We start from the raw sequence: 13,093 nt of genomic DNA, 5'->3' as shown, positions 1-13,093 counted from the left end.
TTCATATCATAAACCATCATGAACATAAAGGAGGCTGGCAATATCATGTATTACGGTTACTATGACTACTCGCCTTATGACATGCGCCAAAACACAAGAATCATTTCAGACCTTGAGAAGGCGATCAATGGTGAATATTCTGCGATCCAGTGCTACGAAAAACTTGCCCAAAAAGCAAAAAATCCTGAAGCAAAAAAGATCATTCAAGAAATACGTCAGGATGAAGTCAGACACTATCAACTATTTTCAAAGCTATATTATTCTTTAACAGGTAAAAATCACAAACCAAGCGTAACAGAACCTTGTCCAGACCAATTCAGAGAAGGGCTTCTGTTTGCTTTTAAAGATGAACAAAAAACGGTTGATTTTTACTTAAGCGTATCAGACTATGTCCGAGATCAAGGAACAAAAGAGCTAATGAAACGTATCGCTCAAGATGAGCAGCAGCACGCTGTATGGTTTCTATATCTTTTAACGCACCATGTATCATAGATAGTCCTATTTTAATAGGAGAGCATATGTTCCGTCAAAAGATGAAATCGATATTTCGTTCATTCAAACTGTCAAAGAAAGCGCTAAATGTAGCAAAGCCTCCCATCCCTTCCTCATTTTCAAACGAGAAAATGAGAATTCGATCATTAAAAAAACTCCTCTGCCACAAAGAGCAGAAGGAGTTTTTATGATCTTTTAATGAAATTTTGCTTCATTGCTTTGCTGCTGATGCTTGAGAATCCCATCAATTGATAGCAGCTTACTGCCGCTGAGAGTTAAATAAAGCGCCATGACGAGAAGCGAAAGTTCAAATTCATAACCACCTACAAATCCTCTAGAAAAACCAACAGTGATAATTGCTACTGCCATAATTGGTACAAATAATGCTGCGATAACTCGAGTTCCTAGACCTAAAATCAAGGCGATACCACCGACCAGCTCAATTGTCTTCACAATATAGGCCATAAATTCAGGTACACCGATTTGCCCGAAGAATGCTGCTGTACCTCCCAGCCCTCCTTGATATGCCTGAAGCCCATGTAAAAAGAAAATAATCCCTAAAATAACGCGTACAAAAAGTGTTCCTATTTCTTGATTTGTTTTCATATAGTGATTTCCTCCTGTTTTTACACTACACAATGTAATGTTAATAAGTAAAAAAATTAGTAATTAAGGTTGAGCATAATTATCAAGATCACCATCAGAATGGCTGAAGTGACGATTGGAATCATTGGTACATTAAAAGGAATATTGTAAGTTGGATTTAAGATTTTTTGTATTCTTAAATTCAATGCCCGATCCCCAAAGGACACCGCAAACTTTGTTTGTTTTTGAAACTGGGTTCTTTTTTTAACCAGTTTCAAAAGGGCCTGCCCTACTCCAAGCTCAGTGCCTGTCTTCTGAATGGCATAGTCATCTGCAATCACTTCACGAAAAACAGAGTAGCTTTGTCTCATATGCTTTAACACTGGAATGTACCAAATGACTTTTGTGAGCATTGAGAACATAAAAGCCTTCAAAGGATCATAGCTGTATTTGTGATGCAATTCATGATGAACTACAGCGTCAATCTCTTCTTCATCCAGCATGTCTATGAGAGCTGTTGATAAATAAACCTTTGGGTGAAGCATCCCCATTGCAAAAGCAAGCGGTTCATGACAATGAAATACAATGATATCGTTTTGATATTTCTCTGACAGAGATTCGGTTGACGGTTGTTCGACTGCGAGCATCATATGTCGTTTGAATTGAATGTACTTTCTGATTTGCTTTGCCATATAGAAAATCGCAAAACCCAATGTGGAAAGGACTAAGGCATCCAGAAAGTATTTTAAAGGAGTGAATCCATAGAATTCGAGCACAGACTGGCATACATGAATCAGATTATATGCTTGATTCCAGCCAAAAAAGCTTGATAGCACATAATACCCCATCTGATAAAAAATCGTTAGACCAATCAATATACCGCCTAAAAACAGCAGACTCGACTTCATTTTATTCATTTTGCTGCTCCTCTTTTTTAGACGCTAGCCTTGCTTCAAGCACTTTGAGCAATTCAGGGTCAGCACTTTCAATTGCATCCACCATATGATTGACTGCCAGCGGACCGAAATCGTCCATCAATCCTTGTGTAATCCATTTTGTTTGCTCATTTAGAAATTCTTCTTTTGTTAAAATAGGATTATAAATAGATGAGCGCCCTTTTGTTTTTTTCTCCACAATTCCCTTTTCGGTTAAGCGGTTCAACACAGTCATCACTGTGTTGAAATTAATCGGCTTCTCATCTGACAGCTTTTGCTGCACCTCTTTAATCGGCATATCCTCACCATCATAAAGGATCTCCATAATTCTCCCCTCTAAAGGACCAAAAAAGCGATTCAATCCCTTTTCATTATATTTAAAAGAAGGAATTTTCATGTTATCACCTCACACTAAGTAGTGTAGTGTAATTGAAAATGATAGTCAACTGATAACAAAAATAGGGGAAAATCGTTGTATATTGACTTTGTTTTTGGTAAAAATTATATCTTTCTTTATAAAAATGTACTAATCATTTAGTGATAAGATAATCTTATGTAAATGGTGAAAAAATTCGTATTTTATTTATAGAGACTTTTGTATTATAGTGAAGTTAACAACATTTCACTTACTGAACAAACATATAGGAAGAAGGTTTACATGTAATGAAACAAGGCCTTCGAACCGATCTCATTCTCATTGCGACAAGCGGTTTAGGTGGATTTCTTTTGTCTTTAACAGGTATGTCTATTGGCTGGATGGTAGGTACATTAATCACCGCAGCTTTTATTGCGATGCGCCGCCCCACCCTGTTTCAGCGTAAAGGAACCAGCACCTTACGTATTCACAGCAGATGGCTGCTCCTTGGTCAATCCATTCTCGGAATTGAACTCGGACAGAAAATGAATATGAAGGTCCTTCACATTTTCGCTGAAAATTGGCTCCCTGTGAGTTTCATGCTCATCTTTTCTATTCTACTGGCGATGCTCTCAGGCTTTGTCTTATGGAAGCTGAGCAAAACTGATATGCTGACAAGCTTTGTCGGAACTGCCCCCGGCGGTTTATCCGCTATGCCGGGGATTGCCCAAGAGGTGGGAGCCAATACAGCTGTTGTGAGTCTCGTGCAAACGATACGTGTATTAATGGTTGTACTCACTATCCCCTTTACAGTGTTTTATTTAAATACAAAAAACCAAGCGGATGCGGCTGTAGTTACGCAAGGGAGCGCTTTTTCTTCGGGCGTTTTCACCCTTTCAAACATCTCTTGGACCGCTGCGCTTATTTTAGGTGCCTGGCTCATGTCACGCCTAGCAGTTCGTCTTCATTTTCCTGCCCCTTGGCTGATCGGCAGTATGCTAGGCGTCGCAGCTCTTCAAGTTGGTGCGGGCGCGCTCATAGGTTATGATTTGATTCCTTATTGGCCGGCACAAGCGAACATTGCGTCTCAAGTATTTCTAGGTGCAACCATCGGTTCAAAAATGAATAAACAGATGTTTGTCGGGCTAAAAAACACTCTCATTGTGGCTGTCGTCAGCTCAGCTGGACTCATTGCTGCAACTGTCCTCAGCTCTATTGCCATCGCTGAGATCACAGGTATTTCTGTCATTACAGCCATTCTTGCTTTTTCGCCTGGCGGTATTGCAGAAATGGCAACAACAGCAGTCACACTGCACGAGGATTCTACCTTTGTTGTGGCTGTACAAGTCGTCAGAATTATTCTCGTCATTGCAATGCTGCCACCGTTTTTCCGGTTCTTACATCATGTATGGGCAAAAAGGCAGCCTGATTATAAAGCCGCAAAATAAAAAAGAGACGCTTTGCATATGCAGAGCGCCTTTTTTTATTCGCTGGTATTCCTTTTGACACCAACAACTTGATCCTTTGAAATGGTGCCAAAATGCCGGCTGTCGAAGCTATGTATTCGGTTATCTCCGACCACAAAGTAATGATTGCTTTTAATTTTATCTTCTCCTGTGATGGCTTTCAGCTGAAAATCCCCTGTTAGAACGTTCCCCATTTTATGTTGTTTCTGCTCTTTTAAATAAGGTTCCTTCTTTTTTTCACCATCGACAAATAACTGATCATCTTCATACTTGATCGTTTCTCCTGGGAGTCCAATGACCCGCTTGATCAAGATTTGATTTTTAGGTCCGTGAAATAATACATAATCAAACCGGCTAATTTTCGTGAGTTTTGGCGAGAACTTATTGATTAATAATTCTGTTCCATCTGTAAAAGTTGGGTCCATACTAACCCCTTCTACTTTGTATGTGACAAACATGAAATTCTTTACTTGGAACAATAAGACGATGCCTGTAATAATCATCAACCATAGCAATGGCTTCTTTTTCATTAAGAGCCTCCTTTGTCCTCACGTTTACTCATTCGAATGTTTAACCTATTTTCTACTCTCTTTCCAACATACCATAATACTGCAATAACTAGAACCGCAAAAACACTTCTTAACGGATTCTTAACTAAAGCAGAGAGATCATACCCAATAAAACTAATGATAAAAAGCATGACACACTTACCAGATAAAGTAGCTAATGAGAATTGCCAAAAGCTAATTCTTGATAAACCAGCTACAACATTGACGGCAGCAGAGGGTGTGAAAGGAAAGCAAAGTAAAATAAATAATGGACCAAATCCCCGCTTCTCCACCCAAAGCATTAATTTTTTAATGGAAGGATGCCTGCTAATAAAGTTGAGCATTCTCATTCGTCCAAATTTTCTAATCAGCAAAAAGACAAGAATAGACCCTGCACTTGCGCCAATCCAGGTCAATAAAAAGCCTTCCCACAGGCCGAATGCATTTGCATTTGCTACAGCAAACGCAACGAGTGGTAAAAACGGAAGAAATGCTTCTATTAAAGGGAGCAATATGGCGACAATCGGTCCAAAGGCCTTGTAGCTCTCAAAAAATGATGTGATATTTTCGTGAGTAAATAGGGAAAGAAATGATGTCAACTTGTTTGACTCCTTCAAGGTTTGTCTACTTTTCATTTTACATGGAAAACATAAAAATATACAAATGAATCCCCCCCCTTGAGATTATTTGACTCATTCGATATAATAAACAAGAACATGTGTTCTATTAAGAAAGAAAGCAGGCTTGGACATGACGAGACTATCAAGAATACAGCTTCAGATGATGGAACAGGCCATCTTTCTTCCAATGGTCGTCTCCATCCTCAATCGTGATTTGACTCACTTAAAACAACATCAAACATTTAAACTAAATGAACCATACATTCAGCTAGTGACCTCCGCCTTAAAGGAAGCACAGAAAGCACTTTATGAACTAAAGCAGCATTTACGTAAAGAAAAAATGAAGGTACAGCAAATTGAACACGATGAAGGATTTACAACGTATCTATTTATCATGGATGGCTATGAAGAAAAACATAAATACTTTAATCCACGTATACGTCACCGGGTAGAGGAACTGCTGACTCGGTATTTTCTTCATCAAGCGAATTGAATTTGCTTCATTGTCGCGCGTCTCCATTCAAAGCAAAAAGCCTGCCACAGCGGCAGGCTCCTACATATTATGATAATTCAAGCTGTTCTCTCAGCTCTGTTCTCACTTCTTCTAATCCAGCGCCATCTAACTCAAAGTAATACACATTCCCAGGCTGATAATCATGGCCCTTTAGCTGAATGGTATCCACTGATTTCAATGAGCTCAATAACGGGAAAAGGCCGATAAACTGCTTCATTGACAGATTGGTTGAAACATTATCACCAAGTGTATCAATGATGTTGTCATAGGATGGGATCGAAGAAATGGATTTAGACTTTTCAAAGATGGCTTGAAGTGCTTCCATTTGGCGCTTCCCGCGCATGAGGTCACTGTCTGCCTTTCTCGTTCTTACAAACGCTAATGCTTCTTCACCATTTAACGTATGTGTACCTGTTTGCACATGAACTTTCCCTTTTGAGTCCTTTTCCATTTGTTTTGCGATACCTTCATCTTCAATCGTGACGTCAATTCCGTTTAGCTCATCTACAATGTCTTGAAACGCCTTAAAGTTCCCTGAAATCACATAGTCTACAGGGATATTCAGCAAATTTTCGACCGTTTTGACTGACAAATCTGCACTTCCAAATGCATGGGCGTGGGCGATTTTATCATATCCTCTTCCTGGTATATCAACATAAGAATCACGAGGAATACTAAGGAGCTTGATGGTTTTCTCTGTTCGGTTCACCGCCGCCAGTAAGACCGCATCACTTCGTGCTTCGTCTACCGTTTCACCTGGACGGCTGTCAATTCCAAGCAAGAGCACCGAGAAGTTGTCCTTTCCTGGATCAAAAGCTTTTACACGCTTTTGCGAGGTGTCTCCTCTTTCTAATGACACTTGCGCCTTATCTGACGCTTTTGAAATTTTAAAGTAGGCATATCCTGTTACGGATACTGCCATCACCATGACAAAAGCCATGATAAACAGCACTGCTTTCACCCAAGGTCTCAGCCTTCTTTTGGATCTTGTTTTTGCTCTAGTTTTTTCCTTCATCCTTTCCGAACCCTCACTCTATCTTAGTCTATCAATGTAGGTTCCACTATAACATATTTTGATGAAAGTTTCCTACACGCAACTTATTTTTATGAACCCACAATTAAAAACTTGTAAAACTCAGATAACCCATGCTTTTCTGCTAGTAGTATTCTTTTTAAATGATTCTGTGTAGTTAGCATTGTCTATCCATATCATCGCAGGTGAGAATCAGAAAAAAAGCAACCTCTAATGTCGGCTGCTTTTTCACCATTATTGAATGCTCACTTGAAATTGTCCCTTCAATTCCTCTTCTGCTTCTTGAAATAACTGCTTTACGTTTTCTGCATACTCGCCAAGAGCGTCCTTGCTCGTGTCAAAATTCACCCATGTCAGCTTTACTGGCAGATTTACTTCTCCTGTCAAACAGTCCCATAGGGCATCAAGATTTTTCCCGTAGTAGTCAGGAAGGTGTAAAACTGTTTTTAGTTGGTCATGAAGCTCTTCTTGCGACCTGCACGATGCACCGTCCAGCTGCACTTTTTTCATGTCATCTTCCCCTCTCATACCTTTATTTTAAACGAATGGAAGGAAAAAGAAAAAGCCAGGCTCCTCACTTTTGTTTCTTGACACTTGAGATCAAAAGGATGAGACAAGCTGCCAAAACGACCAAGAAAAAGACGGTTAACACCATCTGGGTTCCGTACAAATCAGCGAAAAGTCCGACAAAAACACTTGGAAGACCCAGACCTAAATAGGCAAATAAATAAAACCCTGCAACGGCTCTAGCTGCTTCCTTTTTTCCCCTCTCGACAATCAGCTGAAGACCACCTAAATAAGTAAATCCATAGCAGGCCGTACCCGCAAGCATCGTTCCGGCAAGCACAAGAATGATGGATCCGCTATTTGCTCCAATTAGCAAGAGGCCGTATCCGCATGGAAGACAAATAAATCCGGCGAGGAGCGCTGCTGTGCTATTCATTTTGCGAACAAAAGGCTGCATCAGGACACCTGCCATATTAATTAAAAATAGTGCCGGCCCTACCCATAATTCATATCCATTTAATTTAAGCTGTGCTGGCAAAACCGAAATCACAAGGCCGCACACCGACCACGCGACAGCAATCGCTGCATTCGCTGGCATTGTTCCTTTTGGAAATGTTGGCATGTTCATCATCGGTTTACCTGAATCTCCTTGTACAGGCGGAACGAAAAAGAAGACACCCACAATCGTTAGGATTAAAAAGCCCAGCACAATCCAATAGCTAAGCGGCGCAAGCGTCATATGCTGAAAAGAAAGAAGTGCCGTAAAAAGAGCACCGCCCCCAAAGCCAATCGAACTGCATAACGCAATAAACGTTGGAATCCAGTTTGACTTTTCTGGATATAAAGCAATTAAATAAGCGGTGCATGTGCCAACACTCAGCCCAAGCCCCACCCCTTGCAGCAGCCGGGCCAAAAAGAGCATTTGAATGGTAGGATGTACGATCATCAATAAGGTAGCACATAATGAAAAACTAAGTGCAACCAATAAAACCGGTTTACGTCCAGCCCGGTCAGATATCCCCCCAAGAAAAAGCAAGACTGGAATCAGTCCGAAGACATATGCAGCAAATACAAGGGCTGTCGCCGCTTTTCCGTACCCTGCTTGTTCGGCATACAACGTATAAAGGGGCACCTGCAGATTTACTGCGGTTGTAATCATAAAAAGACCAAATAAAACGAATGTAAATGGAATGATAGATAGGTGTGTAGTGTCTTCTTTAGATGCAGGGATCATTTCACTCTCTCCTTTAGTCATAAGCATATGAGAACAGTGTACACACCTTTTGGCTTACTTCCTATATCCAAAAATGACGCTATTGACCACTCCATATTTCCGTGTCATCATCATGTTATATGTGACAATGAGAGAAGGTGTCCGATGTATATTTATTTAGACCGCTCAAGTACGACCCCGCTCTGGCAGCAAATCGTGACTGGGATCATTCAACAAATTCATTCCAAAAAACTGAATCCTCATGATCAGTTAACACCGACACGCGTATTAGCACAGGAGCTCAATGTATCAAGATCAACAATACAGCTTGCTTATGATGAACTGCTGGCAAGAGGTTATGTCAGCACATCTAGACGAGGCGGTACGAAGGTCATTTCGAGTGATCACTATGCGGCCTCCGCCCCCCATCAAGGTGAGCCCCCTTTTCCTCTTCCGGTAAGACCACACTTTCAAGAGGCGGAGAAACAAATGAACCACTGGCTGTCGGCCAATCAATTTCATGAAAAGCTTGATATTGATTTTCGTCATCAGGAACCAGCCATCGACGAACATTTCCAAAACATATGGAAACGCTCGCTCATGAAAGCATTACAGCGATTAGAGATGAAAGATTGGGGCTATTCCTCCCCGCATGGTTTATGGGAAGTACGTTCAGAAATACGCCAATACTTATCTGTAGAACGAGGCATTGATGTAGAAGAGGATCAAATCGTATTAACAGGAGGCACGCAGCAAGCCATTGATTTGATTTCACAGGTATTACTCAAAAAAGGCGATACAGTAGCTGTTGAAGATCCAGGCTTTCCTGGAGCAAGGCTTTCATTTATGCATCGTGAAATGAACATTTATCCCGCGCCCGTCGATGAAGAAGGAATGATGGTGAATACATTACCACGAAGAACAAAGCTGATTGCAGTGACACCCTCCCATCAGCGTCCAACCGGTGTATGTATGAGTGTGAGCAGAAGGCAGCAGCTGCTAAAATTTGCTGTCAGCCATCAGTCTTATATACTAGAGGATGATTTTGATGGAGATTATCGTTATCATGGCGGACCGCTTCCTTCCTTATTTTCAGAAGCATCAGGCCATGTGATTTATATCTTAAGCTTCTCCAAAGTGCTAGCACCCGGCATCCGCCTTGCTGCCATTATCGGCTCCAAAGCCGTCATAAAAGAAATCGCTTCCTTGCAATCACTCATTCAAAGGCAGCTACCCATTATGGAACAGATCACACTCGCCTCTTTTTTCAGAGAAGGAGACTTCACGAGATATGTCAGGCGAATGAGACAGCTATATAAAAAAAGACAGGCTGCCATGATGGATGCCCTTTTAACACAACAATTTGACAAGCACTTTCATATTTATGGAACAGATACGGGTCTTCATGTCTTTTTAGAAGGAGCACCAGACTTTGACGAAAAAGGCAGTATTGAGGCAGCAAAAGCAGCAGGTATTGGCATTTATCCATTAAGTCCTTATTGTTTTGAGAGCAATCGAAAGGGATTACTACTAGGCTTCGCCTGTACGGACGAAAACATGATCCAAGAAGGTGTGCGCCGCTTAAAGCAAATACTTTATATGTAAAAAAGCTTGGAAGTCCGTCTTCCAAGCTTTTTTACGTTGATTGCTGAATACGGCCGACTTCTTCAATAAATGCAGTTGCCCTCTGCAATCCATCTTGCAGATGATGAGTAGCGGAAATAAACAGCTTTTCTTGATCTGGGCGCTTTAATAGCTGCTCCACCTGACCAATTCCTTTTTCAAATGAATGAAGACCTGTCTTTAACTGTTCATCTGCCTCTTGATACGCGGCTGGAACTTCTTGATGAGCAAGCCCCTTTTGAATCACATGATCAAAGGCTTTCGTCGCCTTTTTCAATTTTTTATTTACTTGGATCTTTCCCTGTCCATCTGAAATAAATTGGTCGGTCATGTTCTCATAAGCTTCATTTAACTCATCCATATAACGCTGAACCCATTGTTCATACGCAGCTTCTTTTGTGTCTTGTTTTGAAGGCGATTGACCTGCTTGCTGGCAGGCTGCTAGTAAGGTCACTGTCAAAGTGAACAGCAGAATCAATTGCGATTGTTTTTTCATACAGAGCCTCCATTTCCTATTCCCATTCGTTCATATCGGTCAAAATAGGAGGATCCTTTACCACATACGAACACTTTACAAGAAATGATTTCTTTTATTGTAACAGACGGCTCGTGTCACTTCTGTGATTTATGAGGAATTGCTTGAAAATACGTCTAAGGATCCACATTTCCCTGTCATTTATTTGGTGAACAGTCTACCGATACACTCTTTAGACGACTGGATATATGGATTTGGTTTCAACAAATTCATGGTCATGGTGGATGTTTTCGTGTCATCATGATGATGCCTCATCAAAGTCGCTTTGTCCTGTTGATTTATTGAAGTTTACCTTTACAAGCAATTTCAAGCTCTTCGACTACTTCACCATCTTGGATGAGATAGGCTTTTTCATGGAGATTGACAGCAGGACAAATATGATTTGGAATGATTTGCACCTTCTCACCGATCTGGACAGTCTGACGGAAGCCTTCGTGATAAATGATGGCATGCTCATCAAATACACTGGAAACAAATACATCATCATAGCCTTTTACTTTGCCTAGTCCTTTTGTTTGTGTCAGACCTTTTGTACGGGTTTGTGCCGTGAGCCCTTTGGCTCCAACATCTGTAATGACACGAGTCTTTGTTGGCTTACTAATGACTGTCGTCAGGACGGCTGCTGCGCAATATGAAAAAGTGCCGATCACATTGGACTGAGAGGCATCCATGAAAATGTAAGTACCAGGTCTGATTTCGGTGACTCCCTTTGGAATATCAAATTGAAATAAGAACGGCGGCGTTGATCCTATGCTCACCACCTCTAGCAGCATGCCTGCTTCTTTTGCAATCTGTGCAAACCGAAGCGTTCGATTCACAGCGTCTTCATATAATGTCTGACAATGCGCTTTACTTTCCGCCTTGTATGTGTGACCATCATGAGAAAAAATCCCTTTTAAATGAACAAAGTCACATGTTTTTATCGCCTGCAAGATTTGACAGAAATCACTCTCTTCAATGACACCAGACCTCTCTTCTCCAACTTCTATCTCAATTAAAACCTCCGCTTTTTTCTCTGCTCCTCGAAAAACCTCTTCAATTTGATGCACATGCTCTACACAATCTATTCCAAATGAAATGTGTATCGACTCTGCCAGCTTTCGAATTCGCTTCAGCTTTGTCTCACCTACAATTTGATTGGCGATAAAAATATCTGTCAGCCCATGCGCTGCCATCACTTCCGCTTCCCCTACTTTCGCTACAGTTAAGCCAGAGGCGCCCATCTCCTCCTGCACCTTCGCAAGACCAGGTGTTTTATGTGTTTTCGTATGAGGACGCAGTTTGACTTGCTGACGGTCCGCATATTGCTGCATAGCAGCTAGATTCTCCATCATCACCTGTTTATCAATTAATAGCGCTGGTGTATCTAGTTCATCATAAGTCATCATCATATCCCCTTCTCTGCTGCTCATTATATAAAATTTTATACATTATATTTAAATTATATAATTTATTATGCAATTATCAATGTTTTTTTCTTCGAGAAAGGAAGACGATATAACATAAGGAGCCCAGCGGCTGTACTGCCGCTGGTTTTAGTTAATATCTGTTCCGTAGCTCCCTTAATATAAAATCGTATACAAGGTTGAGCTGTTGTTCCTTTGGATACAGCATAAATTCTTGTTTTTTAGGAAGACCACCATCAAGGCGATCTTGAAATTTCGTTCGGAGATACGCTGTTCTGTGTACCTGACTCTCAAAAGATTTATATGAGACATCGATTTTGACGGTTTGCTCATTTGTAAAGATGACCACCGTGTCTCCGAGGGATGATTCCTGGAAGGTATGAATGTATTTGTGGGAGATCCAGCCGCACTGAGGACGGTTGGATGAATAGGTTGGGAAGAAATACAGATGATTGGATGAGTCAATTACAATGGGAGGCTTATGAGATATTCCTGTTACTTCATATGTTCCCGCTTTTCTGCCTGCATAGCTTGAGCCGAAGAATCTGCAGCTGCGTTCAATAATTTGCAGGGGCTTTAATTCAACGTAAAAGCTTGTCTCTCTTTCTATGACTTTTGAATATACTCTTTTTCCTTCTTCAACTGGAAGGACCGCCATTGTTGTTTGATTAATGACGTATGAATCTAAAGGTGTTTCACTAATTCCTGACACTTCATTTCCTCCTGTGTTAATTTTTGGTTATTTTAGATACTATTAATCTATCACCAACATATAAGAAACGACAGGATTTTTTCAAAATTTATTAAAAATCATTTTTTTATCGTGTTATTTAGTTCATTTGATCTATCGAAAAGCCTTTTTTAAAGTTATATCACATCGTGTCGATCGGACAAGAGGTGTCGATTCCGCTCAAAAATAAATTGTCTAAAAATTATAAATTCTTGTTGATTTTTTCTCCACCAATCCATATACTATAAAAAAGGCATCGGGGGGATTCTTTATGAAAGAGAAAAAAACGTATGCTGAGCTCATGAAGTCCCGCAACACCCAAAAAACCGAAGAAAACGGCGTGACGATTTTAGACATCTATATTCAAATGGTTTTAGATGAGGCGCTTTATAAACAGCGCTTAACCTTCCTTAGAGAAGAGATTGATAAGGCACTGGATCAGCGTGATGAAAAGCGATTCAACGACCTGTCAGCTCAATATGCAGAACACTGCTTACACTAATCATGATGATTTTACTTGCGGCAAAGAGA

At 40.6% G+C, this 13,093-nt stretch carries 16 protein-coding genes; 5 read left to right on the top strand and 11 right to left on the bottom strand.

The window, feature by feature from the left end; translation table 11 throughout:
• The first annotated feature begins 45 nt into the window (after nucleotides 1-45).
• Nucleotides 46-492: a ferritin-like domain-containing protein gene (locus MHH68_RS05305; protein WP_061407295.1), complete on the top strand. Its 447-nt coding sequence runs from the start codon at nucleotides 46-48 to the stop codon at nucleotides 490-492.
• 195 nt (nucleotides 493-687) lie between these two features.
• Here the strand turns inward: MHH68_RS05305 and MHH68_RS05300 are convergent, their stop codons facing one another.
• From MHH68_RS05300 to MHH68_RS05290, 3 genes are read right to left on the bottom strand one after another with little or no spacing between them, the layout of a single operon-like run.
• Nucleotides 688-1,098 (bottom strand): DoxX family protein, encoded by a 411-nt coding sequence (locus MHH68_RS05300; protein ID WP_058014363.1) that lies wholly within the window; start codon nucleotides 1,096-1,098, stop codon nucleotides 688-690.
• 56 nt (nucleotides 1,099-1,154) lie between these two features.
• Complete coding sequence (locus tag MHH68_RS05295) at nucleotides 1,155-1,994, bottom strand: M56 family metallopeptidase (RefSeq protein WP_339165440.1); 840 nt, start codon at nucleotides 1,992-1,994, stop codon at nucleotides 1,155-1,157.
• Nucleotides 1,987-2,409: a BlaI/MecI/CopY family transcriptional regulator gene (locus MHH68_RS05290; RefSeq protein ID WP_058014365.1), complete on the bottom strand. Its 423-nt coding sequence runs from the start codon at nucleotides 2,407-2,409 to the stop codon at nucleotides 1,987-1,989. Before MHH68_RS05290 ends, MHH68_RS05295 begins: the two co-directional genes overlap by 8 nt.
• 266 nt (nucleotides 2,410-2,675) lie before the next feature.
• On the opposite strand from MHH68_RS05290, the gene MHH68_RS05285 reads away from it, so the two are divergent.
• Nucleotides 2,676-3,815 (top strand): AbrB family transcriptional regulator, encoded by a 1,140-nt coding sequence (locus MHH68_RS05285; protein ID WP_339165439.1) that lies wholly within the window; start codon nucleotides 2,676-2,678, stop codon nucleotides 3,813-3,815.
• 35 nt (nucleotides 3,816-3,850) lie between these two features.
• Here the strand turns inward: MHH68_RS05285 and lepB are convergent, their stop codons facing one another.
• Together lepB and MHH68_RS05275 are read right to left on the bottom strand one after the other, a co-directional pair.
• Nucleotides 3,851-4,363, bottom strand: coding sequence for a signal peptidase I (gene lepB, locus MHH68_RS05280; protein ID WP_144462407.1), 513 nt, complete (start codon nucleotides 4,361-4,363; stop codon nucleotides 3,851-3,853).
• Entirely contained in the window at nucleotides 4,363-5,016 is a 654-nt protein-coding gene (locus tag MHH68_RS05275) for a TVP38/TMEM64 family protein (RefSeq protein ID WP_058014367.1), read from the bottom strand. The genes lepB and MHH68_RS05275 overlap by 1 nt, the downstream gene beginning before the upstream one ends.
• A 115-nt stretch (nucleotides 5,017-5,131) precedes the next feature.
• On the opposite strand from MHH68_RS05275, the gene MHH68_RS05270 reads away from it, so the two are divergent.
• Entirely contained in the window at nucleotides 5,132-5,494 is a 363-nt protein-coding gene (locus MHH68_RS05270) for a hypothetical protein (RefSeq protein WP_003210969.1), read from the top strand.
• Nucleotides 5,495-5,561: 67 nt separating this feature from the next.
• Here the strand turns inward: MHH68_RS05270 and MHH68_RS05265 are convergent, their stop codons facing one another.
• The 3 genes from MHH68_RS05265 to MHH68_RS05255 form a co-directional block, all read right to left on the bottom strand.
• Nucleotides 5,562-6,530 (bottom strand): LCP family protein, encoded by a 969-nt coding sequence (locus MHH68_RS05265; protein WP_339165436.1) that lies wholly within the window; start codon nucleotides 6,528-6,530, stop codon nucleotides 5,562-5,564.
• A gap of 252 nt (nucleotides 6,531-6,782) precedes the next feature.
• The gene (locus MHH68_RS05260; RefSeq protein ID WP_058014369.1) at nucleotides 6,783-7,058 is read right to left on the bottom strand and encodes a barstar family protein; all 276 of its coding nucleotides are present in this window, start codon (nucleotides 7,056-7,058) and stop codon (nucleotides 6,783-6,785) included.
• Between the two features lie 64 nt (nucleotides 7,059-7,122).
• A complete protein-coding gene (locus MHH68_RS05255; protein WP_339165435.1) occupies nucleotides 7,123-8,289 on the bottom strand; it encodes an MFS transporter in 1,167 nt (388 codons plus the stop codon).
• Between the two features lie 144 nt (nucleotides 8,290-8,433).
• Here MHH68_RS05255 and MHH68_RS05250 point away from each other — a divergent pair, with 144 nt between their 5' ends.
• Nucleotides 8,434-9,873, top strand: coding sequence for a PLP-dependent aminotransferase family protein (locus tag MHH68_RS05250; RefSeq protein ID WP_268498134.1), 1,440 nt, complete (start codon nucleotides 8,434-8,436; stop codon nucleotides 9,871-9,873).
• Nucleotides 9,874-9,904: 31 nt separating this feature from the next.
• Here the strand turns inward: MHH68_RS05250 and MHH68_RS05245 are convergent, their stop codons facing one another.
• The 3 genes from MHH68_RS05245 to MHH68_RS05235 form a co-directional block, all read right to left on the bottom strand.
• Entirely contained in the window at nucleotides 9,905-10,387 is a 483-nt protein-coding gene (locus tag MHH68_RS05245) for a hypothetical protein (RefSeq protein ID WP_268466937.1), read from the bottom strand.
• Nucleotides 10,388-10,704: 317 nt separating this feature from the next.
• Nucleotides 10,705-11,811, bottom strand: a complete 1,107-nt coding sequence (locus MHH68_RS05240) for a D-TA family PLP-dependent enzyme (RefSeq protein WP_339165434.1) — start codon at nucleotides 11,809-11,811, stop codon at nucleotides 10,705-10,707.
• A 154-nt stretch (nucleotides 11,812-11,965) separates the two neighbouring features.
• Entirely contained in the window at nucleotides 11,966-12,544 is a 579-nt protein-coding gene (locus MHH68_RS05235; RefSeq protein ID WP_339165433.1) for a competence protein ComK, read from the bottom strand.
• A 289-nt stretch (nucleotides 12,545-12,833) separates the two neighbouring features.
• Here MHH68_RS05235 and MHH68_RS05230 point away from each other — a divergent pair, with 289 nt between their 5' ends.
• Nucleotides 12,834-13,064 carry an IDEAL domain-containing protein gene (locus MHH68_RS05230; protein WP_003210924.1) on the top strand — a complete coding sequence of 77 codons (231 nt, stop codon included), beginning with the start codon at nucleotides 12,834-12,836 and terminating at the stop codon, nucleotides 13,062-13,064.
• The last annotated feature ends 29 nt before the right edge of the window (nucleotides 13,065-13,093 follow it).

This window comes from Bacillus sp. FSL K6-2841, from assembly GCF_037976435.1.
Lineage (GTDB): Bacteria > Bacillota > Bacilli > Bacillales > Bacillaceae > Bacillus > Bacillus pumilus.
This window is presented reverse-complemented; position numbering and strand designations above follow the sequence as displayed.

Bases quoted from the DNA above. Each gene is read 5' to 3' on its own strand.
- MHH68_RS05265 (WP_339165436.1), bottom strand. From the start codon at position 6,530: ATGAAGGAAAAAACTAGAGCAAAAACAAGATCCAAAAGAAGGCTGAGA.
- MHH68_RS05290 (WP_058014365.1), bottom strand. From the start codon at position 2,409: ATGAAAATTCCTTCTTTTAAATATAATGAAAAGGGATTGAATCGCTTT.
- MHH68_RS05300 (WP_058014363.1), bottom strand. From the start codon at position 1,098: ATGAAAACAAATCAAGAAATAGGAACACTTTTTGTACGCGTTATTTTA.
- lepB (WP_144462407.1), bottom strand. From the start codon at position 4,363: ATGAAAAAGAAGCCATTGCTATGGTTGATGATTATTACAGGCATCGTC.
- MHH68_RS05305 (WP_061407295.1), top strand. From the start codon at position 46: ATGTATTACGGTTACTATGACTACTCGCCTTATGACATGCGCCAAAAC.
- MHH68_RS05270 (WP_003210969.1), top strand. From the start codon at position 5,132: ATGACGAGACTATCAAGAATACAGCTTCAGATGATGGAACAGGCCATC.
- MHH68_RS05230 (WP_003210924.1), top strand. From the start codon at position 12,834: ATGAAAGAGAAAAAAACGTATGCTGAGCTCATGAAGTCCCGCAACACC.
- MHH68_RS05255 (WP_339165435.1), bottom strand. From the start codon at position 8,289: ATGATCCCTGCATCTAAAGAAGACACTACACACCTATCTATCATTCCA.
- MHH68_RS05260 (WP_058014369.1), bottom strand. From the start codon at position 7,058: ATGAAAAAAGTGCAGCTGGACGGTGCATCGTGCAGGTCGCAAGAAGAG.
- MHH68_RS05250 (WP_268498134.1), top strand. From the start codon at position 8,434: ATGTATATTTATTTAGACCGCTCAAGTACGACCCCGCTCTGGCAGCAA.
- MHH68_RS05275 (WP_058014367.1), bottom strand. From the start codon at position 5,016: ATGAAAAGTAGACAAACCTTGAAGGAGTCAAACAAGTTGACATCATTT.
- MHH68_RS05245 (WP_268466937.1), bottom strand. From the start codon at position 10,387: ATGAAAAAACAATCGCAATTGATTCTGCTGTTCACTTTGACAGTGACC.
- MHH68_RS05240 (WP_339165434.1), bottom strand. From the start codon at position 11,811: ATGACTTATGATGAACTAGATACACCAGCGCTATTAATTGATAAACAG.
- MHH68_RS05295 (WP_339165440.1), bottom strand. From the start codon at position 1,994: ATGAATAAAATGAAGTCGAGTCTGCTGTTTTTAGGCGGTATATTGATT.
- MHH68_RS05285 (WP_339165439.1), top strand. From the start codon at position 2,676: ATGAAACAAGGCCTTCGAACCGATCTCATTCTCATTGCGACAAGCGGT.